At 57.2% G+C, this 21,537-nt stretch carries 23 protein-coding genes, 1 tRNA gene and 1 pseudogene; 9 read left to right on the top strand and 16 right to left on the bottom strand.

Translation table 11 applies throughout. From position 1 onward, the window contains the following. Positions 1-197: 197 nt before the first annotated feature. Positions 198-1,118, top strand: a complete 921-nt coding sequence (locus tag AAAX77_RS02785) for a haloacid dehalogenase-like hydrolase (RefSeq protein ID WP_349104691.1) — start codon at positions 198-200, stop codon at positions 1,116-1,118. 54 nt (positions 1,119-1,172) lie between these two features. After that, positions 1,173-1,910 carry a GntR family transcriptional regulator gene (locus AAAX77_RS02780; protein WP_250787243.1) on the top strand — a complete coding sequence of 246 codons (738 nt, stop codon included), beginning with the start codon at positions 1,173-1,175 and terminating at the stop codon, positions 1,908-1,910. Between the two features lie 433 nt (positions 1,911-2,343). Here AAAX77_RS02780 and AAAX77_RS02775 read toward each other — a convergent pair whose 3' ends face one another. Next, complete coding sequence (locus AAAX77_RS02775) at positions 2,344-3,108, bottom strand: DeoR/GlpR family DNA-binding transcription regulator (RefSeq protein WP_217108204.1); 765 nt, start codon at positions 3,106-3,108, stop codon at positions 2,344-2,346. 205 nt (positions 3,109-3,313) lie between these two features. Here AAAX77_RS02775 and AAAX77_RS02770 point away from each other — a divergent pair, with 205 nt between their 5' ends. Both AAAX77_RS02770 and AAAX77_RS02765 read left to right on the top strand, forming a co-directional pair. Then, on the top strand, positions 3,314-4,366 hold the full coding sequence (locus AAAX77_RS02770) for an aldose epimerase family protein (protein WP_349104689.1): 1,053 nt from the start codon (positions 3,314-3,316) through the stop codon (positions 4,364-4,366). An 87-nt stretch (positions 4,367-4,453) separates the two neighbouring features. Beyond that, positions 4,454-4,558: pseudogene (locus AAAX77_RS02765) on the top strand (transposase); the annotation flags it as partial. Between the two features lie 541 nt (positions 4,559-5,099). On the opposite strand, the gene AAAX77_RS02760 reads toward AAAX77_RS02765, so the two are convergent. After that, positions 5,100-5,612, bottom strand: coding sequence for a PTS sugar transporter subunit IIB (locus AAAX77_RS02760; protein ID WP_349104688.1), 513 nt, complete (start codon positions 5,610-5,612; stop codon positions 5,100-5,102). A 157-nt stretch (positions 5,613-5,769) separates the two neighbouring features. On the opposite strand from AAAX77_RS02760, the gene AAAX77_RS02755 reads away from it, so the two are divergent. Then, positions 5,770-5,845: transfer RNA gene (locus tag AAAX77_RS02755), tRNA-Thr, on the top strand. 429 nt (positions 5,846-6,274) lie between these two features. After that, positions 6,275-6,640 carry a hypothetical protein gene (locus tag AAAX77_RS02750; protein WP_349104686.1) on the top strand — a complete coding sequence of 122 codons (366 nt, stop codon included), beginning with the start codon at positions 6,275-6,277 and terminating at the stop codon, positions 6,638-6,640. A 133-nt stretch (positions 6,641-6,773) separates the two neighbouring features. On the opposite strand, the gene AAAX77_RS02745 is transcribed toward AAAX77_RS02750, so the two are convergent. The 3 genes from AAAX77_RS02745 to AAAX77_RS02735 all read right to left on the bottom strand — a co-directional run bounded on the left by AAAX77_RS02745 (position 6,774) and on the right by AAAX77_RS02735 (position 9,321). Next, positions 6,774-7,247 (bottom strand): YhcH/YjgK/YiaL family protein, encoded by a 474-nt coding sequence (locus AAAX77_RS02745; RefSeq protein ID WP_117743267.1) that lies wholly within the window; start codon positions 7,245-7,247, stop codon positions 6,774-6,776. A gap of 197 nt (positions 7,248-7,444) precedes the next feature. Beyond that, positions 7,445-8,380: a hexose kinase gene (locus AAAX77_RS02740; protein WP_349104685.1), complete on the bottom strand. Its 936-nt coding sequence runs from the start codon at positions 8,378-8,380 to the stop codon at positions 7,445-7,447. 59 nt (positions 8,381-8,439) lie between these two features. After that, on the bottom strand, positions 8,440-9,321 hold the full coding sequence (locus AAAX77_RS02735; protein WP_055310432.1) for an aldose 1-epimerase family protein: 882 nt from the start codon (positions 9,319-9,321) through the stop codon (positions 8,440-8,442). 156 nt (positions 9,322-9,477) lie between these two features. Here AAAX77_RS02735 and AAAX77_RS02730 point away from each other — a divergent pair, with 156 nt between their 5' ends. Then, a complete protein-coding gene (locus AAAX77_RS02730; RefSeq protein ID WP_055310431.1) occupies positions 9,478-10,062 on the top strand; it encodes a flavodoxin domain-containing protein in 585 nt (194 codons plus the stop codon). A 75-nt stretch (positions 10,063-10,137) separates the two neighbouring features. On the opposite strand, the gene nagA is transcribed toward AAAX77_RS02730, so the two are convergent. The 8 genes from nagA to AAAX77_RS02690 all read right to left on the bottom strand — a co-directional run bounded on the left by nagA (position 10,138) and on the right by AAAX77_RS02690 (position 16,831). Further along, positions 10,138-11,307, bottom strand: a complete 1,170-nt coding sequence (nagA, locus tag AAAX77_RS02725) for an N-acetylglucosamine-6-phosphate deacetylase (protein ID WP_022094606.1) — start codon at positions 11,305-11,307, stop codon at positions 10,138-10,140. Between the two features lie 119 nt (positions 11,308-11,426). After that, positions 11,427-12,593 (bottom strand): tagatose-6-phosphate ketose isomerase, encoded by a 1,167-nt coding sequence (gene agaS, locus AAAX77_RS02720; RefSeq protein ID WP_349104683.1) that lies wholly within the window; start codon positions 12,591-12,593, stop codon positions 11,427-11,429. Positions 12,594-12,707: 114 nt separating this feature from the next. Beyond that, a complete protein-coding gene (locus AAAX77_RS02715) occupies positions 12,708-13,439 on the bottom strand; it encodes a GntR family transcriptional regulator (protein WP_349104681.1) in 732 nt (243 codons plus the stop codon). Positions 13,440-13,624: 185 nt separating this feature from the next. Beyond that, on the bottom strand, positions 13,625-14,707 hold the full coding sequence (locus AAAX77_RS02710) for a PTS system mannose/fructose/sorbose family transporter subunit IID (protein WP_022094609.1): 1,083 nt from the start codon (positions 14,705-14,707) through the stop codon (positions 13,625-13,627). Then, a complete protein-coding gene (locus AAAX77_RS02705) occupies positions 14,697-15,497 on the bottom strand; it encodes a PTS sugar transporter subunit IIC (protein ID WP_022094610.1) in 801 nt (266 codons plus the stop codon). The genes AAAX77_RS02710 and AAAX77_RS02705 overlap by 11 nt, the downstream gene beginning before the upstream one ends. A 90-nt stretch (positions 15,498-15,587) precedes the next feature. Then, entirely contained in the window at positions 15,588-16,070 is a 483-nt protein-coding gene (agaV, locus tag AAAX77_RS02700; RefSeq protein WP_022094611.1) for a PTS N-acetylgalactosamine transporter subunit IIB, read from the bottom strand. Positions 16,071-16,106: 36 nt separating this feature from the next. Next, on the bottom strand, positions 16,107-16,388 hold the full coding sequence (gene yajC, locus AAAX77_RS02695; RefSeq protein ID WP_022094612.1) for a preprotein translocase subunit YajC: 282 nt from the start codon (positions 16,386-16,388) through the stop codon (positions 16,107-16,109). Next, positions 16,388-16,831, bottom strand: coding sequence for a PTS sugar transporter subunit IIA (locus tag AAAX77_RS02690; RefSeq protein WP_035137680.1), 444 nt, complete (start codon positions 16,829-16,831; stop codon positions 16,388-16,390). Before AAAX77_RS02690 ends, yajC begins: the two co-directional genes overlap by 1 nt. Before the next feature lie 702 nt (positions 16,832-17,533). Between AAAX77_RS02690 and AAAX77_RS02685 the strand changes: the two genes are divergently transcribed. After that, positions 17,534-18,172 (top strand): hypothetical protein, encoded by a 639-nt coding sequence (locus tag AAAX77_RS02685; protein ID WP_349104679.1) that lies wholly within the window; start codon positions 17,534-17,536, stop codon positions 18,170-18,172. A 33-nt stretch (positions 18,173-18,205) separates the two neighbouring features. Then, a complete protein-coding gene (locus AAAX77_RS02680) occupies positions 18,206-18,421 on the top strand; it encodes a helix-turn-helix transcriptional regulator (RefSeq protein ID WP_255413417.1) in 216 nt (71 codons plus the stop codon). A gap of 109 nt (positions 18,422-18,530) precedes the next feature. On the opposite strand, the gene AAAX77_RS02675 is transcribed toward AAAX77_RS02680, so the two are convergent. From AAAX77_RS02675 to AAAX77_RS02665, 3 genes are all read right to left on the bottom strand, one after another. Next, positions 18,531-19,616 carry a hypothetical protein gene (locus AAAX77_RS02675; protein WP_349104678.1) on the bottom strand — a complete coding sequence of 362 codons (1,086 nt, stop codon included), beginning with the start codon at positions 19,614-19,616 and terminating at the stop codon, positions 18,531-18,533. A 126-nt stretch (positions 19,617-19,742) separates the two neighbouring features. Then, positions 19,743-20,828 (bottom strand): isocitrate/isopropylmalate family dehydrogenase, encoded by a 1,086-nt coding sequence (locus AAAX77_RS02670; protein WP_349104677.1) that lies wholly within the window; start codon positions 20,826-20,828, stop codon positions 19,743-19,745. A 6-nt stretch (positions 20,829-20,834) separates the two neighbouring features. Continuing rightward, on the bottom strand, positions 20,835-21,533 hold the full coding sequence (locus AAAX77_RS02665; RefSeq protein WP_349104676.1) for a hypothetical protein: 699 nt from the start codon (positions 21,531-21,533) through the stop codon (positions 20,835-20,837). Positions 21,534-21,537 lie beyond the last annotated feature (4 nt).

Raw genomic sequence — 21,537 nt, 5'->3', positions numbered from 1 at the left:
TATGTCAAGAATTCAAATACTTATTCGGTGAACGGTAGTTGATTAATATAATGTTTTCCCAGCTAAAGGCTATTTTTTTCGAGCAATACAATAAGCTTGCAACCGTTCACCGATTGGATATAACATATTGAATATATTGTTGTAACAATATTAGAGACAATGTCACAAGCCTGTCGTTCTAGTCAAAGGAAGTAACAATGCCCAAACGATTACTGAACATGTCCGCATCCGATTTTGCCGCCACGTCACCCATGGATCTAAAACAGGCAATTCTGGCTTCCGAGGGACGTACCATCATGGCGGAAAACGTACCCTCTTCCCAATTTCTCGGCGGCGTTACTAATGCAGAAATCGAACGTGCCGCAGGTGCCGACCTGCTTCTGTTTAACGCGCTCGATGTGTTCGATCCAGTTATTGCCGGTATTCCAGATGATCTCAATGAAAACCCGGTCACTTGGGTGAAGCGAGCATGCGGAAGGCCCATTGGCGTCAATCTGGAGCCAGTTGATAACGAGGCAGAGATGTCTGAATCCCGAACGGAAATCCCCATGGGTCGTCGCGTCTCTCCCAAGACCTTAGAAAAGGCTAACGAACTCGGATTTGATTTTATCTGCCTGACGGGCAACCCTGGAACCGGCGTCTCCAACGATGCAATCGCCCATTCGATTAAACTCTCCAAAGAGCATTTCAATGGCCTGGTCATAGCCGGAAAAATGCATGGAGCGGGCGTTGCGGAACCTGTCATGACGCTCGAAATTGCGCGCAAGTTTGTTGACCTCGGCGTCGATATCCTTCTCGTGCCAGCCCCCTACACCGTCCCTTGCTTCCAAGAAGCAGACCTGCGCGCCATCGTAGACTTTGTACGATCCCACAACGTAGGCAAGTCAATTGGAGAGAAGGTTCTCGTCATGGCGGCGAACGGGACGAGTCAAGACTCCTGCGACAGCGAGACCATTAAGAAAATAGGCCTTGCAGCAAAAGCAGCCGGCGCTGACCTCCAACATATCGGGGACTCCATGAACGGTATTTGCCTGCCCCAGAATATCTTCACGCTCGGACAAGCCCTTCGTGGATACAGGCATCAGATCGTCATGCTGAGCCGCTCTGTGATACGTTAAGGTTACCTTGCCCACGTTACATCCCGACTGAGGCAACCATCAGGTATAACCAACATGCAAACTGAGGCTCTAATGCTCGATACACACGAAAAACGGCCACTCTATTTACAGCTCACCGACGCGCTGCTCAAGCAGATCGTCGATGAATATCAAGCAGACGATAAACTTCCAACAGAAATGGAACTCTGCGACGAATACGCCGTAAGCAGAACAACCGTCCGACTTGCCATGAGTGAGCTGGAGCGTCGTGGAAGTATCTATCGAATCCAAGGTAAGGGATCGTTTGTTGCACCGAAACGCGTTAGCGAGCTCAATTCACTTTTAGACTTTGACTTTGCAAGCCATTGCGATGGCGTTGATCCGGATGCCATCACCAAACATTTCGGCGGCCTCACATCAGGTCGTCCAATTTCCGTAATGATGCTCCAACAATTTGGATGTCAAAGTCGCGATGAAATTCAGCGTCTTGAATTGACCTACGAACTTGAAGGCAGCTTCATAGGCGCTGATACGTTCTTCATTTCAAAGTCACGCGTTCCGAATAACCAGTTAGATTTTCAGGCATTTAGCAGAATCATGGACGACTTGTCCAAGTCTATCCAATCTGTTAGGGAAAGCTATAGAGCACGTCAGCTTAGCGATTCCGAAGCCAGTAATTATGGTGTTGCAAAACTTCCGGTCATCGAACTGACTCATTATGCTTACGACTCCGGAGGCAAACTAATCTCAATTGTCTGCCGCACCGTCTTAACTGGGCGGGTCCCTTATCAAAACTTTATTTTCAAGTCCTAATGTTCTTTTTCTTTTGTCTCGATCTGTAACACGTAGCCGAGTTTTTAAGTCCTAACCGTTACAGATCGAGACAAACAAGGTAGACCACGCCGAATTGTCTCAATCTGTAACACTAAGACCGGTTTTGGACGTCTAGATGTTACAGATTGAGATGAATGCACAGGTCAATCCTCTCAATCTCAATCTGTAACAACTAGCTGAATTTTTCGGTCCTAGCTGTTACAGATCGAGACAAACGGAATAGGCCGAGCCAAAAATCTAGATCTGTAACATATGACTCGCATTTGGCCGCCTAGATATCACAGGTTGAGACAATTTGATAGTGGAGTCCTCATTTGCGCGTCATATCGCGTAGCGCTGACGCGCTGGTTTCCACAATGACAGGAGGTAAAAGTCCCCCCCGCATCGCCCGTTGGCAATCCCGTAGCGCTAGCTAGCAAATGACCTGCGTATGCTCCTCGATGGCGGCACGATCTTCGGCGGCGATGCCCGGCTCGCACACCACGGCGTCCAGGCTGTCCAGACGGCAGAAGGTGTAGAAGTCGCGCTTGCCAATCTTGCTGGAATCGGCGATCAGATAGCGCGAGTCGGCCTTGCTAAAGGCGAGCTGCTGGATGCGGCCCTCTTCCATGTTAGACGTAGACACGTCGCCGTCCAAAATGCCGTTTGCGCCGATAAAGGCTGCGTCGATCCCCAGTGCGCGCAAGGTGTCCTCGGCCGTGGGGCCCACAAAGGCGGCAGTGCGGCGGCGGTACACGCCGCCCACCAGGCACAGTTCGCAGTCTTCGCGCGCCTCGAGCAGGTTAAACACCGAAAGCGAATTGGTCACAATGCGCAGGCGAAACGCCGGCAGCATCGAGGCCATCTGCTCAACCGTGGTGCCCGTGCCCAAAAAGATGGTCGAGCCTTCCTCGATAAGCTCCACAGAACGGCGCGCAATCTGCAACTTTTCCTCGGCATGCTTTGTGCGCTTTTCGCTGTGCGAATACTCATGGCGCAGCATAGCGTGTGGACGGCTCTGCGCACTGCGGGCTCCGCCGTGCACGCGCTCGATCTCGCCCAGGCTCGCAAGCTCCTCAAGGTCACGGCGGATCGTCATATCCGAGACACCTAACGCATCCGAAATCTCCTTGACCGAGACCGTTCCCTGTTCCTCGAGCAGCTGCCGAACCTTATCCTGTCGCTCCGCTTTAATCACGATGAGTCCTCGCTGTTCCACGCTCACGTCAATTCAAACAATAACGAACAAATTGTATCAGACTCGCGCGCGTCAGAAATGAACGCCCGCACAGCTCCAATCATCACTTTTTTGAGAAAAATACCCCCTGCTTTAGTGGGGTGTAGTGATAATCTCGCCTGTTCGCGCTACAGTTTGTCGGAAATACCTCGATGTTAGGAACCAAATGATCACTTCCGAGCTTTTCGGCACCGCGCCGTGCGGTACCCCCGTTCATCGTTACACCCTCAACGGGCCCGAGATCTGCGTTCGCATTATGGACTATGGCGCCACCGTGCTTGGTGTCGACGTGCCCGACATTCCCGGCAACGTGCGCGATGTGGTGCTGGGCTTCGATAAGCTCGAGGATTACTTTGACAACCCCGCCTGCTTTGGCGCGACCATCGGCCCCGTGGCAAACCGCACCGCGGGCGCCACGATCACCATCGCCGGCACGGACTGGCATATGCCCGCCAACGAGGGCGCCAACAACCTGCACAGCGATCTTGAGCACGGTCTGCATAAACGCGTGTGGGACGTTGAGCTCGACGAGGCCCATAACGCCGTGCGCATGACCACCTCGCTTGAGGATGGCGAACTGGGCCTTCCCGGCAACCGCACCTTTACGGCCGTGTTTACCGTTACACGCACCGGCGTCTTTCGCATCGAGTATGGCTGCGAGAGCGACCGCGCCACCTACGTGTCCATGACCAACCACACGTACTTTAACCTTGCCGGCCATAACGCCGGCATGGACTGCGAGCACTTCTTTGTTGCCAACGCTGCCCACTACCTGCCCATCAACGAGCAGAACATCCCCACCGGCGAGATCGCTCCGGTCGAAGGCACGCCGTTTGACTTCCGTGAGCTGCGCCCCGTCGCTCCTGGCATGGAAGCCGACGACCCGCAGATTAAGCAGGCCCGTGGCTACGATCACTGCCTGTGCATCGATGGCTATCAGTACGGCCGTAATCTGCGCCGCGCGATGCACGTCGAGGAGATGTGGACCGGTCGCGAGCTGGACTACTACACCACCGCCCCGGGCGTGCAGCTCTACACCGGCAACTGGCTGGGCGATGAGCACGCCAAGGACGATGCCAACTATGGCTGGGGCGCCGGCTTTGCCCTCGAGGCCGAGATGTACCCCGACACGCCGCACCAGCCGCTGTTCCCGCAGGGCATTGTGGGCCCGGATCACCCCTACAGCAATGTGATCGAGTACCACTTTATGAGGCACTAAGCCCACAACGCAACATATCGCACAGCAGCGCGCGCCGGCACCACCGCCGACGGGCGTTTTTCTATCCAGTCGAACGCCCGCTCGTTCGCGGCGTGGGTCGGCCTGACGCCCTCCGAGCACTCCAGCGGGGAGAGCGACCGCAGGGGCGCGATCACCAAGGCCGGCAACAAGCACCTGAGGAAGACGCTGGTCGAGGCCGCGTGGCGCTACCTGACGTGCTCGGGGCGGCCGAAGGACCTCGCCAAGGTCCAGGCCCCGGACCGGGTCGCCCGGAGGCATGCCGCCAAGGGCGTGCGGAGGCTTGTCGAGAGGCGCGAGGCCCTGCTCGCGCGCGGGGTCCACGGCAGAACGTCGCCACGGCGCGCGAGCTCGCCTGCTGGGTATGGGCGGTCGGCCTCATGGCCGAGGAGGCATAGGGGGGCGTTCCCCCGCACATAAGCCGATCACCCCGGAAGCGGTTGTATCCGAAGCCGTTGAGGCGAACCTCAGGTCCCTTTTCTGCGAGCGCCCGGGGCGCCACACGCGTGCACAGACTGTCGGTTCGACGAAGAAGCCTCAGCCGTAGCAACGGATTGCCCGGCGAGAGATCGCCGCGGGCGGATATTAAACTGCAAAGACGAGCGTCGGTAAGACACGCCGAGGTCGCCGCGGACGGGCTGATATAGGGAGGGGGCCTGACCCCACATCGTTGGGGCCAGGCCCGATTTTGCCTCTTGACAATGTCCTGCTCATATTAAAAGGACAGTCCCCAAGTGCCAAGGGTGTCCCCAACGACTAGTTGAATGGGGTCGGGATTGGAGCTGGGGAGGGAGCGGATTTCTAGCTCTATGCCGAGTTCTTGCAGCTCTTTGAAGGCGGCGACGTCTGTGTCGTCTACGGCAACTGTGGGCGTCGCGGGACGCTTGCCCTCCCCTGCTTGCATGTGACCGATACTGATCTTGGTAATGGGCACACCGCCCTTGACCAGCGCGAGCGCATCCGCGGGTGATGCCACCACAATCAGAATCAACTGCCGCGGCGTTGCGGTATGAATGATGTCGACGGTCCTTTGTACCGAGAAAAACCGCGTCCACACGCCCTCGGGCGCCGCGACCCTCATAGGCGCCCACATGCGCGAATCCGCCGCAATCTCGTCGTTGACGATTAGGACGAGGTTGGAACCCATAGCCTCGTTCCACAGCTCAACGTCTTGCCCGTAAATAAACCGGTCATCGATACGCGTGAGAAGGATCTTGGGTTGAGCCATGGCAGTCCCATTCTCTTTGAGACCCGTAAGAGCAAGACATCACGTCTCCAATATTAGTGCATTTAAAGTGAGAAAAGCCGTCAGAACCCTTGCGTGGATGTGCGATGTCCCGTATCATAGACAGCCGTTGACGCCTCAGTTGCGTCACCACATGGTCGCCAGCGTAGCTCAGTTGGTAGAGCACCGCTCTCGTAAAGCGGGGGTCACCGGTTCGAGCCCGGTCGCTGGCTCCATTGCACAAGATAGCCGCCTTCGGGCGGCTTTTTTGTTGCCGATTCGCCCACTCGGTGGACTTCGGATTTAATGCTTAGGGGGCGGGGATTTACCAAAGTGAAATTTTAATGAAAAGAAACCCAGCAGCAACAATTGCCATGGTGAGGGCTCGAATTGGCCATATAGATTTAAAATAGCCACGATACCTTCTCTTTTGCTGGAACGATATATCTATACAAGGTTGTGAGCGGAAAACAAAAATACGTCGATTGCTATCCGACAAACGGGTCTGGAATTGCATTCACCGGCATTTCGGGGCAGATTGATACACATGTACGAAAGGGAACCTTTGTGGTGCGTTGGGTTGGAGCTGCTGCAGGCCCGATATGGATTGCGGTCTTGCGCCCCGAAGTCCAAATAGATTTCTCTCTCTAGACGGGAAGTTGCTCATGGACGCCATATATGACGGAGATGACTGGGTCGATCATTATACTTGGCGCCTGGTCGGCTCGAACGACAATGGGGATGTTGTGTTTGATGGACTATGTCCAAAGCATCTCCATCCTTTTGTCTCGTCGTTAATTGAGAGTTCCGCTCGTGTTGCCCCCTACAGCTCGGCATCGCTTCATGATACGGACGTTTTGAAGACCATAAGGGAATCAATTGACAAGGGCACGATGAGCAGTTCGTTGTTCTCTCGGCTTGTGGGGCTGGATGAGATTCAATCGAAACGACTGCTTGCGGGCGAAAAGGTGGAACTCACTTATCGGTCGATGATTTCAATCCTGCGGCTAGCCGATGTTCTTCGCAAATAAACATCTCCCCTATTCAAAAACAGAAAACCCCGCCAGACGTGATTCCCCTAGGGAAAACACGCTTGACGGGGTCGTGGCGTGATTCCCCTAGGGAAATCACGCCATCAGGCGAACAGCTCAGCCGAGCAGTTCGTTACTCTTCCCAGTAAGCATCTGCAAGCAGCTTAAAGCAGATCTTCTTGACCGGCTGTGCGCCATCGCCCGGGAACTCGAGCGTGGGCATGTGAGGCTCGCCGGCAACAAACAGCGCGAACTTGTCGTCGGCAAGATCGCCGGCGATCGAAGCGTCGGAATCGACCAGATCGTAGTCGTCCTTCTCGTCAAACTCCTGAACCAACGTCAGGCTGCCCGTGGCAACCTTAAAGGCCTCGCGACCCTCGACATCGATCTGCAGGTCGTGATAGCGCTGATGCGTCTCATAGTGAGCCTCGGCCTCGGGACGCGTCGTGGGAGCCATGACGTTCGCATAGACCTTGTCGCCCAGAATCGGATGGCTGCCGACCTCGAGCTGCGCCGGGTCGTTCTCCTCGAGCCAGTCGATCAGCACGTCGAGGCCCTTGAGCATTCCGCGATACTCCTCGATATCGCCCAATGCACCGTAAATCATCTAAATCCCCTTTCGGATCGCTTCTTTGGCGGCTACTCGGCAAACGCGTTACCGACGCTGTTGCCACCCACATACGCCTCGACCAGGGTAAGGTCGGGATTGAACACGACAAACTCGGCGTCGCGCCCCGGCATAATGCTACCGCACTTGTCGTCGACATGAGCTAGCAAGCGATGCCGGGGCCGTCACCCAAGCTCTTACAGCTCGGTCACGACAACGCCGTTGTAGACCTCGTCCCAACGGTCCATGACCAGATGGCCGGTCATGGGATCCATGGCGTTGAGCTTGCCGCAGGTATTGGCGGTACGCAGCACCGTCTCGTCGTCTGCGCCAGCAGCGATGGCATGCGCGAAGCCTGCGATAGTGGAGTCACCAGAGCCCGTGGCGTTAACGGCAGGGATATCGGGCGTCTTTGCGCGGAACGCACGGCCGTTATGGAAGCCCACGGAGCCGGCGGCACCCATGGACACGACGACCCAGGGGATATCGGAGAAGCGGGCATCAGAGGCGAGCGCGGCGCGGAGCTCGTCCACATCGTCGGTGGTAAAGCTCGTGCCCAGAAGGCCGTTGATCTCGGTCAGGTTAGGCTTGACAAGCTCAGGCTTGACCTCGGACTTGAGCGCCGCCTCGAGCGAAGCACCCGAGGTATCGAGCAGCACCTTGGCGCCGGCGTTCTCGGCAATGCCCGTGATCTTGGCATAGTAGTCTGCCTCGACACCGCGGGGCAGCGAACCCGAGATGGTGACGACGTCGGCCTTGCTCGCAAGCTCGGTAAACTTGGCGGTAAAGGCATCGAGCTCCTCAGGGGCAATTGTCGGGCCGCTCTCGAGCAGCTCGGTCTGGTTGCCGGCATGAAGGATATTGAGGCAGATGCGGGTCTCGCCCTTGATGGGCACAAAGTCGTTGTTAATACCGTTGGCGTCCATGAGCTCGGCCATATAGGCGCCCATATGGCCACCAAGCAGGCCGGTTGCCACAACATCGTCGCCCAACTGACCAAGGACGCGGGCTACGTTAAGGCCCTTGCCGCCGGCGGTCTTTTCGGGCGTCACACGGTTGACGTCGTCGATGACGAGCTCATCGAGCTGATAGCGCGTATCGACAGACGGGTTCATCGTAACGGTGAGGATCATTTTTAGCTCCTTATCTCGCAGGCTCCTTGTGCCTCGCGATACGAGTCGACAAAACGGAATTACAGAATCTCAATCGTGAACGAGCGAACGACGGTCTCCTTGGGCTTGGCGACAAGGCAGCCGCGCTTATGCTCAAGCACATCGTCCTCATCGGAACAGGTCGAAAGACCGCCCCAAGGCTCAACCGCCACAAAATCGCCCTCGGGCTTGCTCCACACAATGAGATATGGGAAGCCCTCAAAGCTCAGGCGGACGCCCTTGTCCTCGCCCTTTTTGGAAAGCGTGACCTGACGGCTCTCGAGCACGTCAAAGATGGTCTCCGCAAAATCGAAGAGCTCATGTGACAGAGGCAGCGTCTTTCCCACCATGGGGTTCTTGGAGCGGTTTGCCACGTCAATCAAGCCAGTCGAAGGGACAGCGGTGCAAAGCTCCGCAGCCTCGTCCTTCTCAAAGCGCAGCTCGTAGTCCGTATAGGCCTCGCCCTCATCGAGCGGACACCTAAAGCCGGGATGACCGCCAATAAAGAACGGCATGTCCTCGGTGCCCTCGTTGGTGACCTCGTAGGAAACGCGCACGGCAGCGTCCTCGAGCGTATAGCGGGCGACAAGCTTAAACGGATACGGATAATCGCTCAGCAGCGCGGCGTTATCCTCCGAAGCCAGGCACATCGCCAGCTCGTTCTCGCTCTGGCTCAGCAGCTTCCACTCCTGTTTGCGCGCAAACCCATGGCGAGCGAGCTTTACATGATGCCCGGCAAACGTCATGGCGTTGTTATCGCGCAAGCCTCCGCAAATCGGGAAGCAAATCGGTGCCTGGCCGGACCACACGGCGGGATCGCCCTGCCACAGATACTCGCGACCTCCGGCCTCGATCGAGGTAAACGAACCACCAGCCGTGGACACCTTAATAGAAATCGAATCGTTGGAGAGAGCGTATTCCATTGCCCATCCTTTCGAACAACTGCTTTTTGCTCGCAAGTACCCGTCTCGGCCCTAACCAAAGGACAAACCCGCACGTTCATCGATGCGTCCGGTATCCCAGTCATGTAACGGGGTACCATACAGACATTGATGCAATTACAGCTGAAAGGCCTTCTTATGCGAACCATCATCCTCTACGCCTCGCGCCATCACGGCAATACGAAAAAGCTCGTGGACGCCATCGTCGAGGCACACCCCGAGATCGATACCCTCGACGTCAAGGCGCTCGGTAAAAACGAGTACCCCGACCTGCACGAATATCATCTGATCGGTGTCGCCACGGGCATCTATTACTCCGAGATCGACAAGGACATGGCACGCGTGCTCACGAACGTGCTGCAGCCGCAGGACAAGGTGTTTGGCCTTATGACCTACGGTGGCAAGAACAAATGGTACGGCAAGGATATCGATGGCATCTGCCGCATGAGGCAGGCTATCTTTATGGGTGTCTACGGCTGCCCAGGCTTTGATACGTGGGGACCGTTCAAACTCGCCGGCGGTGTCCAAAAGGGACACCCGACCGCTGAGGAAATTAAGGGCGCCGTCGACTTCTTCGACAAGATCGAAGACGAGTATGGCGACATCATCGTCGAAGAGTACGCCAAGCGCGAGAAGCGCCTAGCATACGAGAAGGAGCATCCTGCAGGAGGCCTGGTGGCCGGCGTTAAGCGCACGGCAAAGAAGATCGCTAACAAGCTGTAACTGTGAAGGTGCTTTTGAGCGTTTAACCCATGCGGCGGGTCCGAGCAGATTCGGGCCCGCCGCCTTTTTCTATCGTTACTCAGTAAAGGCGTTGCCGACGCTCTGGCCGCCAACATACGTCTCGACGAGGGTAAGCTCATGGTCGAACACGACAAAGTCGGCGTCGCGACCCGGCATGATGCTGCCGCACTTATCCTCGATGTGCGCGGAGCGTGCCGGCACCTCGGTTGCCATGCGGATGGCGATATCGGCGCTGGCGATGCCCCAGTCGACGATGTTCTTGACGCCCTGGGCAAGCGTGAGCACCGAGCCGGCAATGCTCTTGCCGTCGGCGAGCCAGCACAGGTTGTCCTTCATGATGACGTCCATGCCGCCGCTGGTGTAGCTGCCCTCGGGCATGCCGCCGCAGCCAAGGCAGTCGGTGATGAGCACCGTGTGCTGCCAGCCCTTTGCCTGCAGCAGCGCCTTGATGGCGGCAGGGTTCACGTGCTTGCCGTCACAGATGATCTCGGCATAGGTCTCGGGCGTGGACATGGCGGCACCCACGACACCGGGCTCACGGTGATGCAGCCCGCGCTGGCCGTTATAGGTATGCGTAAAGCAGCTGGCACCGGCGTTGATGGCGGCGATGCACTCATCGTAGGTGGCGTCTGAGTGACCGATGCTGGTCACCACACCCTTGGCGTTCAAAGCAGCCGCATAAGCAGCGGCACCGTCGCGCTCGGCAGCCATGGCGCTCTTAACGATGCGACCACCCGCAGCCTCCTGCCACTGGTCGAAGACCTCCTCGGAGGGATCGATAAGATAAGCGGGGTTCTGCGCGCCCACGTGCTTCATGGTAAAGAAGGGGCCCTCCAGGTAGATACCCTGAATGCGAGCACCGCAGAAGTCAGGACCGCGGCCCTCGTCAGCCTGGGCGATGGCGGCGCAGGCATCCTTGATCTGCTCGACGCCATCGGTGAACGTCGTGGGCAGCCAGCTGGTGGTACCACGACGAGCGAGCTCGGTCGAGCTGATATCGATACCCTCGGGGTCGTTATCGGTAGTCGAATGGTTATAGAAGCCATGGATGTGGGTGTCGACCATGCCCGGCGCGATCCACGATCCCGTGTAGTCCTTGATCTCGCAGGAGGGCTCGTCGGCCTGCCAGGCGCCAAAGACGCCATCCTCGACCATAAGATAGCCGCCCAGCTGCGGGCCTGCCGGCAAGAAGAACTTGTCAGCCTTAATTGCGTATGTGCTCATATGCACTCCTTGCTTCTTGAAGCAGTTGACCGTGATGATACTTATACCCGGTCCATGTAAAAACAAAAAGCGCCCGCCCGCCGTTATGAGCGGACGGGCGCCCTTACAGGGGGACGCGATTAAGCGGTGAAGGGGTGAATCGTCACGCCCTTAACCACGCGGTTGACCGTGCCGGTGGGGCTCGGCGTATCGGGCGTGTTGCCCACGCGCACGGAGTTGAGCAGGCTGATAGCCTGGGCAAACATCACGAACGGCAGAGCAAGGTAGCCCTCGGGAAGCGCCTCGTAGCCCTTAAAGGTGAAGGACTCACCCTCATAGACGGTGGCACCTTCCTGCTGAACGGCGACGGTGTGCTGAGCAATATCGTCGCCACCGATCTCATTGAGGATGTCGATGTCGTACTGACGGGTGTAGGCGTCGTTGTTGACGAACACGAAGACGAGCGTCTTATCGTCGACGAAGGACTTGGGTCCGTGACGATAGCCCATGGAGGTGTCGTAGGAAGTAGCGACCAGACCGTGAGCAAGCTCGAGGATCTTGAGCTGGCTCTCCTGGGCAAGGCCACCGAAGGAGCCAGAACCCAAGTAGGTCACGCGGTTGAAGTCGCCAGCCAGGTAATCGGCGACCTCGGACTCGCGAGCGATAACCTCCTCGCCCATCTTGGCGATGGTCTCGACCCACTCGGCCTTCTGCTCGTCAGAGGCAGTGTCGAAAATAAGGGTGGAGAGCAGGGTCATGCAGGAATAAGAACCGGTCATGGCGAAGCCCTTGTCGTTGGCGCGCGGAATGAGCAGCGTCAGCGCGTTAGGATCATCGGCAGACTCGACGGCGAGCTTGCCCTCGGGAGCGCAGGTGATGTTGAGGAACTTGACGTTGTGGACAAGCTCCTTGGCAACGGCGACGGCGGCAAGGCTCTCGGGGCTGTTGCCAGAACGGGCAAAGGAAACCACGAGCGTGGGATCCTCGGCGCGCAGGAAGTCGCGCGGAGCGCTCACGATGTCGGTCGTAGCGATGGGCTTAAAGTCGTAGAGATCAGTGTTGCCGGCGTGACGCAGGTACGGGGCGCAGGTATCGCCAACGTAGTCGGACGTACCGGCACCGGTGAAGACAACGGACAGACGGCCCTCGCCCATAGCGCGAGCCTCGGCCAGAAAGGCCTCGATGGCCTCCTTGTTCTCGCGGTAGATGTTGAGCGTATCACGCCAAAGCTCGGGCTGCTGAGCAATCTCGGCCGTGGTGATCTGGGCGCCGAGCTCGGTGAGCTCCTCGACACTCTTCTCGAACATTTCTAATACCTCTCTCTAGAAGTAAACCTCTGACGTGCAATTATACACTTCGGTTGGTTATCTGGTAGTAACCAGTTGACTGCAAAGAATCAACACAACGAAACAGGCGCATCACTAATCGGTGCGCTGGTGATAAACCTTGTACTTAAACTGGTCGGCACGAGCAACCGAGAGCGTATACTCCACGACCTCGTTTGACTCGTTATACGTGGTTCTGATCAAATCGAGCACAGGCGAGCCCTCGACAATTCCCAAAAGGTGGGCATCGGTGGGACGGGCTATGCTCGCATAGAACTCCTCTTCGGCAACACGTATCTTTTGCTGAAAGTCTTGCTCAATCACATCGTAAAGCGGCTTACGCTCCAGCAGCGGTCGCTTTAGGGACAGAAATTGACGAACCGGTAGATAGCTACGTTCGACCATCATGGGCATATTGTCGGCGGAACGAAGGCGCTTGAGCTTAAAGATACGGTCGCCGATGCGACACCCCATATGCTCGGCCAGATTCTTATCGGCCTCCATCTCGCAAAACTCGAGAATCGTGGTCTCTGGATCGCGACCCATCGCCCGCATTTGCTCGGTAAAGCTGTAGGACTGCGTAAGATTGGTTGCCTTTGCCGAACGGTCGGTCACAAAGGTGCCGCGACCGTGCTGCCGAACCACCAGTCCCAAGCGTTCCAGCTCTTGTAGAGCTAGGCGTACTGTGGTGCGCGAGAGACCATAGCGCTCCGAAAGTTCGCGCTCGGAAGGAATCATGTCACCGGCATGATATTCATGGTCAATCTTTTCGGTCAGAATATCGACCAGCTGATCGTAAAGGGGCTGTTTGCGCGCTCCGATCGCCATCCTATCCTCCCTTTTGCTCGAATTCGGCTAACTACCTAGGGTGTTAAGCATTATCGGTCTGCAACACCCGACTCATCAAGAAAACAAAAGCCGCGCGCTCTTTCGAGCACGCGGCTTTTAACATACACATGGCTTAAGGGGTCGGGGTGTGAGCCGCGTAGGGACACACCCCTCAAGCTAGAGCCTTACCAGATGCTCGGCCAGAGACCAAGCGGGCCAGCGCCCAGGATGCCAAGGACGAAGAGCAGCAGAATGCCCTTGGTCGGGGTCCAGCTGTGCTTAGCGAACATGTAGTAAAGCAGCAGCGTAAGCATAAGCGGGACGAGCTTCGGGACGATGGTGTTGAGGGTGTCGGCAACAGAGAAGTTGACCGGATCCTCGGTGACGGTGCCGTAGGTAACGGACTCCATGCCGTTGCCCAGATCGGTGACGCCGCACTCGACAGCGTTGCCGTCGGCATCGGAAGCGGTGAGGGCGTTGCCGTCCTCATCGGTCATGGCGATGGTACCGGCCTCAGCGGTCTCGGTATCGATACCCTCCATACCGGTGAAGTTCTCGGCCTCCTTCTCGGAGACGATCACGGTAGTAGCGGAGAGGCCACGGGTGGTGCCGTTGGGGATCTGGAGGTTGATCTGGGTGCCACCCATGGTGACGACCAGGCAACCGACGACGAAGACGCCCATGATGGAAGCGGCACGCGTGAAGGCCTGCATGTTGGCGGTCAGAGCGTCAATAGCGCTGGTGCCAAGCTTGTAGGACCAGTTCATGAGCCAGAAGCGCAGAGCGAACTGGACGACGTTGAAGATCACCAGGAAGATGATCGGTGCAGCGGCGTTGCCGTTGATGGCCATGTTAGAGGTGATGCCGGCCGTGATAGGCACAAGCGTCAGCCAGAACAGGGCGTCACCGATACCACCGAGCGGGCCCATTGCGGCGACGCGGACGGCGCGGATCGTGGGGATGTCAACCTTGTTCTGCTCGAGCGAAAGCACGATGCCCATAACAAAGGTGACAAGGAACGGGTGGGTGTTGAAGAACTCCAGGTTGTGGCTCATGGAAGCCGCGAGGTCGTTCTTGTTGGTGTGGATCTTCTCCAGACCGGGGATGATGGAGTAAAGCCAGCCAGCGGCCTGCATGCGCTCGTAGTTGAACGATGCCTGCAGGAAGCAGGAGCGCCAAGCCATCTTGTTGAGGGTCTTCTGGTCGAGCTGCGGAGCAGGAGTGAGATCCTCGTAGTGCTCCGGGATCACATACTCATTAGATGCCATCTTCGAAGTCACCTCCGTCAGAAACAGCTGCACCCTTCAGCTCGGTCTGCTGCTGGAAGTCCCAGAAAGCGATGCCGAAGCCGATGAGAGCGAGGATGAGCAGAGCAGGGGTTGCCAGCGAATCGTTGGCAACGGTGATGAGCGCGAGGCCAAAGCCCATGAGGAAGAAGCCCCACATATCGCGGTTCATCATAACCTTGAGCAGGACGGCGAAGCCGACGAAGCGCATCATGCCGCCTGCAGCGGAGAGACCGGTCTGCAGCCAAGTCGGGATGGCAGAAGCGATGGTCTGACCGATGGTAGCGCCAGCGATGAAGAACAGGGTGACGACGACAGCGAAGATCAGGCCGAGCAGAGCCATGGCGAAGTAGTTCAGGCGCTCGATGCCCTTGGTGTCCGCGTTGTGAGCCATGTTATCGGCCGTGGACATAAGCGGGGACATAAGCGTGAAGACCAGGGTAACGCCAAGCTGGCCAAGCAGAGCGAACGGAATGGCGAGGCCGACTGCCGCGTTGGGCTCGAGGCCCGTGGCGATAGCGAGAATGGCTGCCATGATGCCGCCGATGACGGCGTTAGGCGGCTGAGCGCCTCCGATCGGCATGTTGCCGATCGTCATGAGCTGATAGGTACCACCCACGAGAAGACCGGTGTTGAGGTCGCCAAGGATAAGACCGATGACGGCGCCGGTGACGATGGGCTGATAGAGAGACTCGAGGAAGTCAAACTGGTCGATTGCCGCGATGAACGTGACGACGAAGACCAGAGCGATCTGGATGATCGAGTATTCCATCTTGCTCCTCCTTTCAAAATGTATGTACGCACTTTGGATTTCACGTACAGAACGTCAGGGTTTCACTCCTGACAACGTGGATCACGAGGATTACGAGAAGAGCTTGCTCGTGTCCTCAACAGGCGTGCTCGGAACGCGCCTGATCTCCAACTCCACCCCCAATTCCTGCAGCTCTTTAAACGCAGCGACATCCTCGTCGTTAACTGCGACGGAGGTGGCGACTTGGCGCTTTCCTTCCGACATGTGCATGTTGCCGATGTTTACCTTCTTTATAGGCACACCGCCCTTGACGAGCGTAAGCACGTCTTCCGGTGTTTCGGCCACGATGAAGATCTTCTGGCGCGGGCTCGCCTTGCCAATGACGTCGATGGTCTTCTGCAGAGAGAAGAAACGCGTAGCGACGCCGGCGGGAGCGGCCATCTTCATGAGGTTCTGGCGCATGGTGTTGGACGCCACGTCGTCGTTGGCGACGAGGATGAGGTTGGAGCCCAGGGTGGAGTTCCACTGGGTGGCAACCTGACCATGAACCAGTCGGTTATCGATGCGGGTAAGAAGAATGTTGGGTTCTGCCATGTTGATCAGCTTCCTTTCGTTATTTGCTGACGACAGTTACTTGATCTCCTGAATCGCGTAACGCGAAACATCTACGACGGCTCCGGATCGGACTTTGATCTGGACCTTCTCGCCTTCGATGCCTTTGACGGTTCCGTAGATACCGCCGGCGAAAAGAACCTCTTGACCCGGCTTGAGCTCGGTGTGCAGCTCCTTGAAGTACTTCTGCTTCTTCTTCATGTTGATTTGCGACCAGATGGTGTAAATCAAGCCCATGATGACAAGCAGGCCTAAAAGGGCGACCGAGGAGCTCAGGACGTTGGCTCCGAAATCGGCCATTAGATGCCGTCCTCGTCGCCGAAGATATCCTCTTCCTCGGAGCCGGCAACGGATGCGACCGTCTGGGCGGTGACGCCCGTCTGGCCAACGGTCACGGCCTGCTCGCCAAGCTCGGCGAGCGTGGCATTGCCGCGGAGGAACAGAAGCTCAATAACCATGGGAAGGTTGGTGCCAGTCAGAACCTCGACGTTGTCGACATCCTGGGCAATCATCATCGACTGGTTGAACGGGGTGCCGCCAAGCAGGTCGGTAAAGACAAGCACGCCATCGCACTCCTCGCGCATGGCGGTAATAGCGGCGCGGAGATCCTCACCGTAGGAAGCAGCCTGGTCGCCCTCAAAAGGAACGACGGTAAAAGCGGGCTGGTCGCCGGCAACCATAGCGATAGCGCTAGCTAGGCCGGGTGCGAACTGTCCATGACCGGTAAGAATAAAGCCAACCATTCAAATTTCCCTTCCGAAGGTGTGTACAATCTGAGTCCGATGATTTTCGGAAGCCAGCGGGCGCTCGCCCTTAAAGCTTCTTAGAAAGCGTTCTTTGAAGACCAGTGGTTTCTAAACTGGTAGTAACCACGTGACGTGTTGTTGTCACTATATCACCCCAGAAGAGGTCGCTTTCGTTGATTCATACGGTAAAACGTTTTTGCACCGCTCACGGTGATATTTCGACCGTTTACCGGTCGTTAACACTTCTACCTGCGGTTTTGAAACCGTTTCGAAATGCTTTGGCAAAAGATCGGAACTTTTCCTGTCCCTAAACAACGCAGGGCGGCTAAAAATAGCGTGTAGAAAAATTGCAGGTCATTGTGAAGATATGTGAATTGGTCTTTTTGACTTAATACCAGTTAGAACCAGTTTTGAGATTATCGGTGAACGGTAGTTTTCGACCGTTCACCGGTTACTTGCAATCGTTTACAGTTGTTTTCCCATATGAATCGGGGAACCCGATGAAGCACTTGTGCGATCACGGAAAGTTTTGACATTTGTCCTCATCCCCCGCGCACCAAACTCCGGCACCCAAAATGAGCCATAGCTCTCGCTATTCGTCTCACAAACATTACTTACTCTAATCTGTAATTATTTATCGTTTATCATTAAATATGTTATAAAATACAAGTATCATCCAAGACATTGGTTGGAGGAGCTATGATCCGCTGGAACGTACCCAAATCGAATGAAGCCATCGACCGTGAACAGGCAATAGCCGATCTGAGGAAGCTCACTCGCATCTGCAAATGGACCACAATCTGCACCACCGTGGCGCTCGCTCTGGGACTCCTCGCAGTCATTGCAATCGAACTTCTACTCATATTGCCTAGCCTCTCCCAAGGGTCGTGTCTCCAATCCGTAGAACTTCAAGCCGGCGAAGGACCGTGCCTTGCCATCGTCGGTACCAATGCACAGACCCCACTTATGCTCGTCGCACACGATGGTCACACTGCCATAGGGAGCCTCTTGATGACATGCCTCGCGCTTACCATCGCGCTAAGCGTGCGCAGGCTTTTCTTCAACATTGAAAAGGAAGGCAGGCCCTTTGACCTTGAATGTAACCAGACACTTCGTCGAGTAGGACATTTATTCCTTATCGGCGGCGTTGCCGTGAGGCTTCTTGGTGCCGCAATCACGGGAATGATACTCTCAGGATTTGGCGGCAGCTTTACGGATGCGTTCGTCGGCCAGTTATTCGAGCCCTCCATGCTCTTTGCAGGCCTGATTATTTGCCTGATTGCCAGCATCTTCCGCTACGGGTATATCCTGCAAAAACAAGATGACGAGTTGCTCTAGGGGGAATCCATGATTATTCTGCGGCTTGACCGCATGCTTGCCGAACGCAAGATCTCATCCAAAGAGCTTGCGGAACGCGTGGGCATCTCCCAGGTCAATATGTCGCGCATCAAGACGGGCAAGGTTTCTGCCGTGCGCTTTTCAACTCTTGATGCGATATGCCGGGCACTCGACTGCCAACCGGGCGATGTGCTGGAATATATGCCTGACGATGAAGCCGATAACCTTTTTGGACTTAAAGATTCATAGGCATAATTTAGCCACCAGCGCCTAAACGCAAATAGCCCGCTAGAACAACATCCGTTCTAGCGGGCTATTCAGATATTTCGGCTACGCGCTCGGTGGCTCAGACAAATCTTTACGCAAACAGGCCGTAGATGCTGATGTTGGCCTTGGCGTACAGGCCGTTAGCGTACTCGGTCCGCTTGGAGCTGGCGCTCGAGGCCTGCGAAGAATACTGCTGGTAGGCGGTGTAATAGGCGGTCATGGCCTGCTTATAGGTCGCACTATCGGCCGTAAAGGCATCGTCGGCAAAGGCCTTGGCATAGGTGCTGTCGGCGTCCTTCCAAGTGCCCTTCTCGCTATCCCACTCGTCACCGGCAAGGTTGATGATGTAGTCGGCGTAGTCCTTGCTCGCGGTCTCCTCGTTGCCGTCAGCAGGCTCGGTCGGAGCGGTCGGCATGCTTGCGGAGCTATCGCCCACCTTCTTCTTGTAGAGCTTCTGCAGCGTCGCGGACTGGCGGACGATCTGCTTGGCCTGGTCCTTGGACACGCCATACTGCGTGGCCATGGTCTTGTAGTCCGAAGTGCCGATGGAATCCTCGGCGTATTTCTTCATCTCCTTAGAAGAGACGGTGATGCCCTCGTCCTCGGCAGCATCGAGCAGGATCTTGTTGCGCACGTAGGACAGGATGACGTCGGCAGACGGAGCGGTATAGTTGCCGTCGTCGTCCTTGACGGTGTCGAGGCTGTACTGGCTCTCGATGGCCTCGCGCGCGGTGATGTCACTCTTCTTGCCGTTGTAGCTATAGCTTGCCACGGTCGAATCGAGCTGGTCCTCGGTCAGGGTCGACGAGCCGACACCCTTGCCGCCAAAGCCGCCATTGCCAATAAAGAAGCCAATCACGGCAGCAATCACGACTGCAACCACAAAGGCGGCAATCATCGTCTTCTTGTGCTTGCAAGTGTGGTCATCCACGTCGGAGTCGTCGTCCTCGTCCTGCTCCTCGGGCATCAGATTCTCGTCAGCGGCATCCGCGGCAATCTGAGCCTCCAGTCGGGCGTCCTCCTCCTCGACCGTCGTGCCGGCGGCAATGTGCTCGGCAGACGTACCGGCGACCAGATCGATCTTCTCGTCCTCGTCACCGTCGGGGCCTTCGCCGCGCTCGATGATCTGGATGCCGTCGATCTCGTCCTTCTCGTCCTTCTTTTGAATCAGACCCATATCAGTTACTCCTTGTTAGGAAACATAGTCTTCAATAGAATACGCCCGACAGAGTGCCGGGCGTATTGATTCTTAGGTTATACGCAAACACTTAAGTACTATTTAGGCGTTTGCAGCGTGCATACCTTAGGCCAGGTGCGCGATAACGGCATCGGCAAAGGCCTGCGTGCCCACGGCGCCCTCGACGGAGCCGGTCTGGGCACGACGCACGTCACCGGTAACCTGCTCGCCCTCGTCGAGCGTGGCAGAGACGGCGGCGCGAATGCGATTGGCAGCGTCGTTCTCGCCCAGGTGATCGAGCATCATCGCAGCAGAGAGGATCTCGGCCGTGGGGTTGGCGATATCCTGGCCAGCGATATCGGGCGCGGAGCCGTGCGTTGCCTCGAAGATGGCGCAGTCAGCACCGATGTTGGAGCCGGGGGCCATGCCTAAGCCGCCTACCAGGCCGGCGCACAGGTCGCTCACGATGTCGCCGTACAGGTTGGGCAGCACCAGAACATCGAAGTCGTTGGGATTCTGGACCAGGCCCATGCAGGTGGCGTCGACGATCTTGTCGTTGAACTCGATATCGGGATAGTTGGCGGCCACCTCGCGCGCAACGCGCAGGAACAGGCCATCGGTCGCCTTCATGATGTTAGCCTTATGCACGGCCGTCACCTTTTTGCGGCCGCAGCGGCGGGCGTACTCAAAGGCGTACTCCACAATGCGGCGGCTCTTGGCGATGGAGATGGGCTTGATCGAGATAGCGGAATCGGCAGCGAAGGTCTTCTGGCCCGAGCGCTCGACAAGCTGTGAGAGCTCCTCGACCTCGGCAGCGCCCTCATCGAACTCGATCCCGGCGTAGAGGTCCTCGGTGTTCTCACGCACGATGACCAGGTCGACGTCGCGGAAGCGCGAGCCGTCGCCCGGCTGCGACAGGCAGGGGCGCACGCAGGCGTACAGGTCAAAGTGCTTGCGCAGGGCCACGTTGACGCTGCGGAAACCTGTGCCGACCGGCGTGGTGATGGGACCCTTGATGGCAACCTTGGTCTCGGCGACCGCATCGAGCACGTGCTGGGGCAGCGGCGTGCCAAACTCGTCCATGACGCCGGCACCGGCCTCCTGGACATTCCAACTGATCTGGACACCGGTGGCCTCGACCACGCGGCGCATGGCCTGCGTAATCTCGGGACCGATACCGTCACCGGGAATCAGGACTACATCGTGCGCCATAATCTGTTACTCCTCGTCTTCGGCGTCGCCAGGTTTTTTAACGCTAGCACGCTTCTTCTTTTTGGAGAGATCCAGGCCAAAACGTTTAACAAGCATTTCGCAAATCTCGCTCGAACGGGCCTTGAGATAGCTGCCCTTGCCGTTCTCGGCATCGAACTTAAGGCGCAGCGCGAGCTTCTCGGCGACCTCGGTGTCGATCTCGCCCTGGCTAAACTCGTACAGGCAACCGAGCATATCGCGATACTCGAGGTCGCCGTGGTAGCACTGGATGGCCTCGTCCAGGATCGGCCAAGCCTCGCGCGAACGCTCGACACTCGTGGCGCCCCACACGCACAGCAGGCGGAAGGCGGCATAGCGCAGCGTGGAGGAGATCTCGTCGAACAGTGCAGTCTCGGCGCCCTCAAAGGCATCGCCCAGCTGCTCGGGGCAGGTGGTAGCGAGCGCCGTCAGGGCATCGAGGGCCTCCCAGCGGGTCTGCGCCTCGGGGCGGTCGAGCGCCTCGATTAGCGCGGGCACGCAGGGCACGACGCGCTGCGGATCGCGCTCGGCAAGCAGGTGAAGCACGCGGGCGGCAAACTGGCGGATGCGGCGCGTGGGGCAGCCGAGCTCCTTGACCAGACGGTCGACGGCGTTCTCGTTCTCCTCTGCCAGCTGAAGCTGTGCCAGCTCCTCGTCGGTGAGCTGTTCATCTTTGTTTTCTGCCATAGTT

Source organism: Collinsella sp. CLA-ER-H6, from assembly GCF_040092305.1.
Lineage (GTDB): Bacteria > Actinomycetota > Coriobacteriia > Coriobacteriales > Coriobacteriaceae > Collinsella.
The sequence above is the reverse complement of the archived record's forward strand: the minus strand, read 5'-3'. Positions and strand labels throughout refer to the sequence as shown.

Coding starts and splice junctions, on each gene's coding strand:
- AAAX77_RS02710 (WP_022094609.1), bottom strand. CDS start 14,707: ATGGCATCTAATGAGTATGTGATCCCGGAGCACTACGAGGATCTCACT.
- AAAX77_RS02785 (WP_349104691.1), top strand. CDS start 198: ATGCCCAAACGATTACTGAACATGTCCGCATCCGATTTTGCCGCCACG.
- AAAX77_RS02770 (WP_349104689.1), top strand. CDS start 3,314: ATGATCACTTCCGAGCTTTTCGGCACCGCGCCGTGCGGTACCCCCGTT.
- AAAX77_RS02715 (WP_349104681.1), bottom strand. CDS start 13,439: ATGGCGATCGGAGCGCGCAAACAGCCCCTTTACGATCAGCTGGTCGAT.
- nagA (WP_022094606.1), bottom strand. CDS start 11,307: ATGAGCACATACGCAATTAAGGCTGACAAGTTCTTCTTGCCGGCAGGC.
- AAAX77_RS02740 (WP_349104685.1), bottom strand. CDS start 8,380: ATGATCCTCACCGTTACGATGAACCCGTCTGTCGATACGCGCTATCAG.
- AAAX77_RS02680 (WP_255413417.1), top strand. CDS start 18,206: ATGCTTGCCGAACGCAAGATCTCATCCAAAGAGCTTGCGGAACGCGTG.
- AAAX77_RS02705 (WP_022094610.1), bottom strand. CDS start 15,497: ATGGAATACTCGATCATCCAGATCGCTCTGGTCTTCGTCGTCACGTTC.
- AAAX77_RS02685 (WP_349104679.1), top strand. CDS start 17,534: ATGATCCGCTGGAACGTACCCAAATCGAATGAAGCCATCGACCGTGAA.
- agaV (WP_022094611.1), bottom strand. CDS start 16,070: ATGGCAGAACCCAACATTCTTCTTACCCGCATCGATAACCGACTGGTT.
- AAAX77_RS02750 (WP_349104686.1), top strand. CDS start 6,275: ATGGACGCCATATATGACGGAGATGACTGGGTCGATCATTATACTTGG.
- AAAX77_RS02760 (WP_349104688.1), bottom strand. CDS start 5,612: ATGGCTCAACCCAAGATCCTTCTCACGCGTATCGATGACCGGTTTATT.
- AAAX77_RS02780 (WP_250787243.1), top strand. CDS start 1,173: ATGCAAACTGAGGCTCTAATGCTCGATACACACGAAAAACGGCCACTC.
- AAAX77_RS02730 (WP_055310431.1), top strand. CDS start 9,478: ATGCGAACCATCATCCTCTACGCCTCGCGCCATCACGGCAATACGAAA.
- AAAX77_RS02675 (WP_349104678.1), bottom strand. CDS start 19,616: ATGGGTCTGATTCAAAAGAAGGACGAGAAGGACGAGATCGACGGCATC.
- AAAX77_RS02735 (WP_055310432.1), bottom strand. CDS start 9,321: ATGGAATACGCTCTCTCCAACGATTCGATTTCTATTAAGGTGTCCACG.
- agaS (WP_349104683.1), bottom strand. CDS start 12,593: ATGTTCGAGAAGAGTGTCGAGGAGCTCACCGAGCTCGGCGCCCAGATC.
- AAAX77_RS02670 (WP_349104677.1), bottom strand. CDS start 20,828: ATGGCGCACGATGTAGTCCTGATTCCCGGTGACGGTATCGGTCCCGAG.
- AAAX77_RS02690 (WP_035137680.1), bottom strand. CDS start 16,831: ATGGTTGGCTTTATTCTTACCGGTCATGGACAGTTCGCACCCGGCCTA.
- yajC (WP_022094612.1), bottom strand. CDS start 16,388: ATGGCCGATTTCGGAGCCAACGTCCTGAGCTCCTCGGTCGCCCTTTTA.
- AAAX77_RS02665 (WP_349104676.1), bottom strand. CDS start 21,533: ATGGCAGAAAACAAAGATGAACAGCTCACCGACGAGGAGCTGGCACAG.
- AAAX77_RS02745 (WP_117743267.1), bottom strand. CDS start 7,247: ATGATTTACGGTGCATTGGGCGATATCGAGGAGTATCGCGGAATGCTC.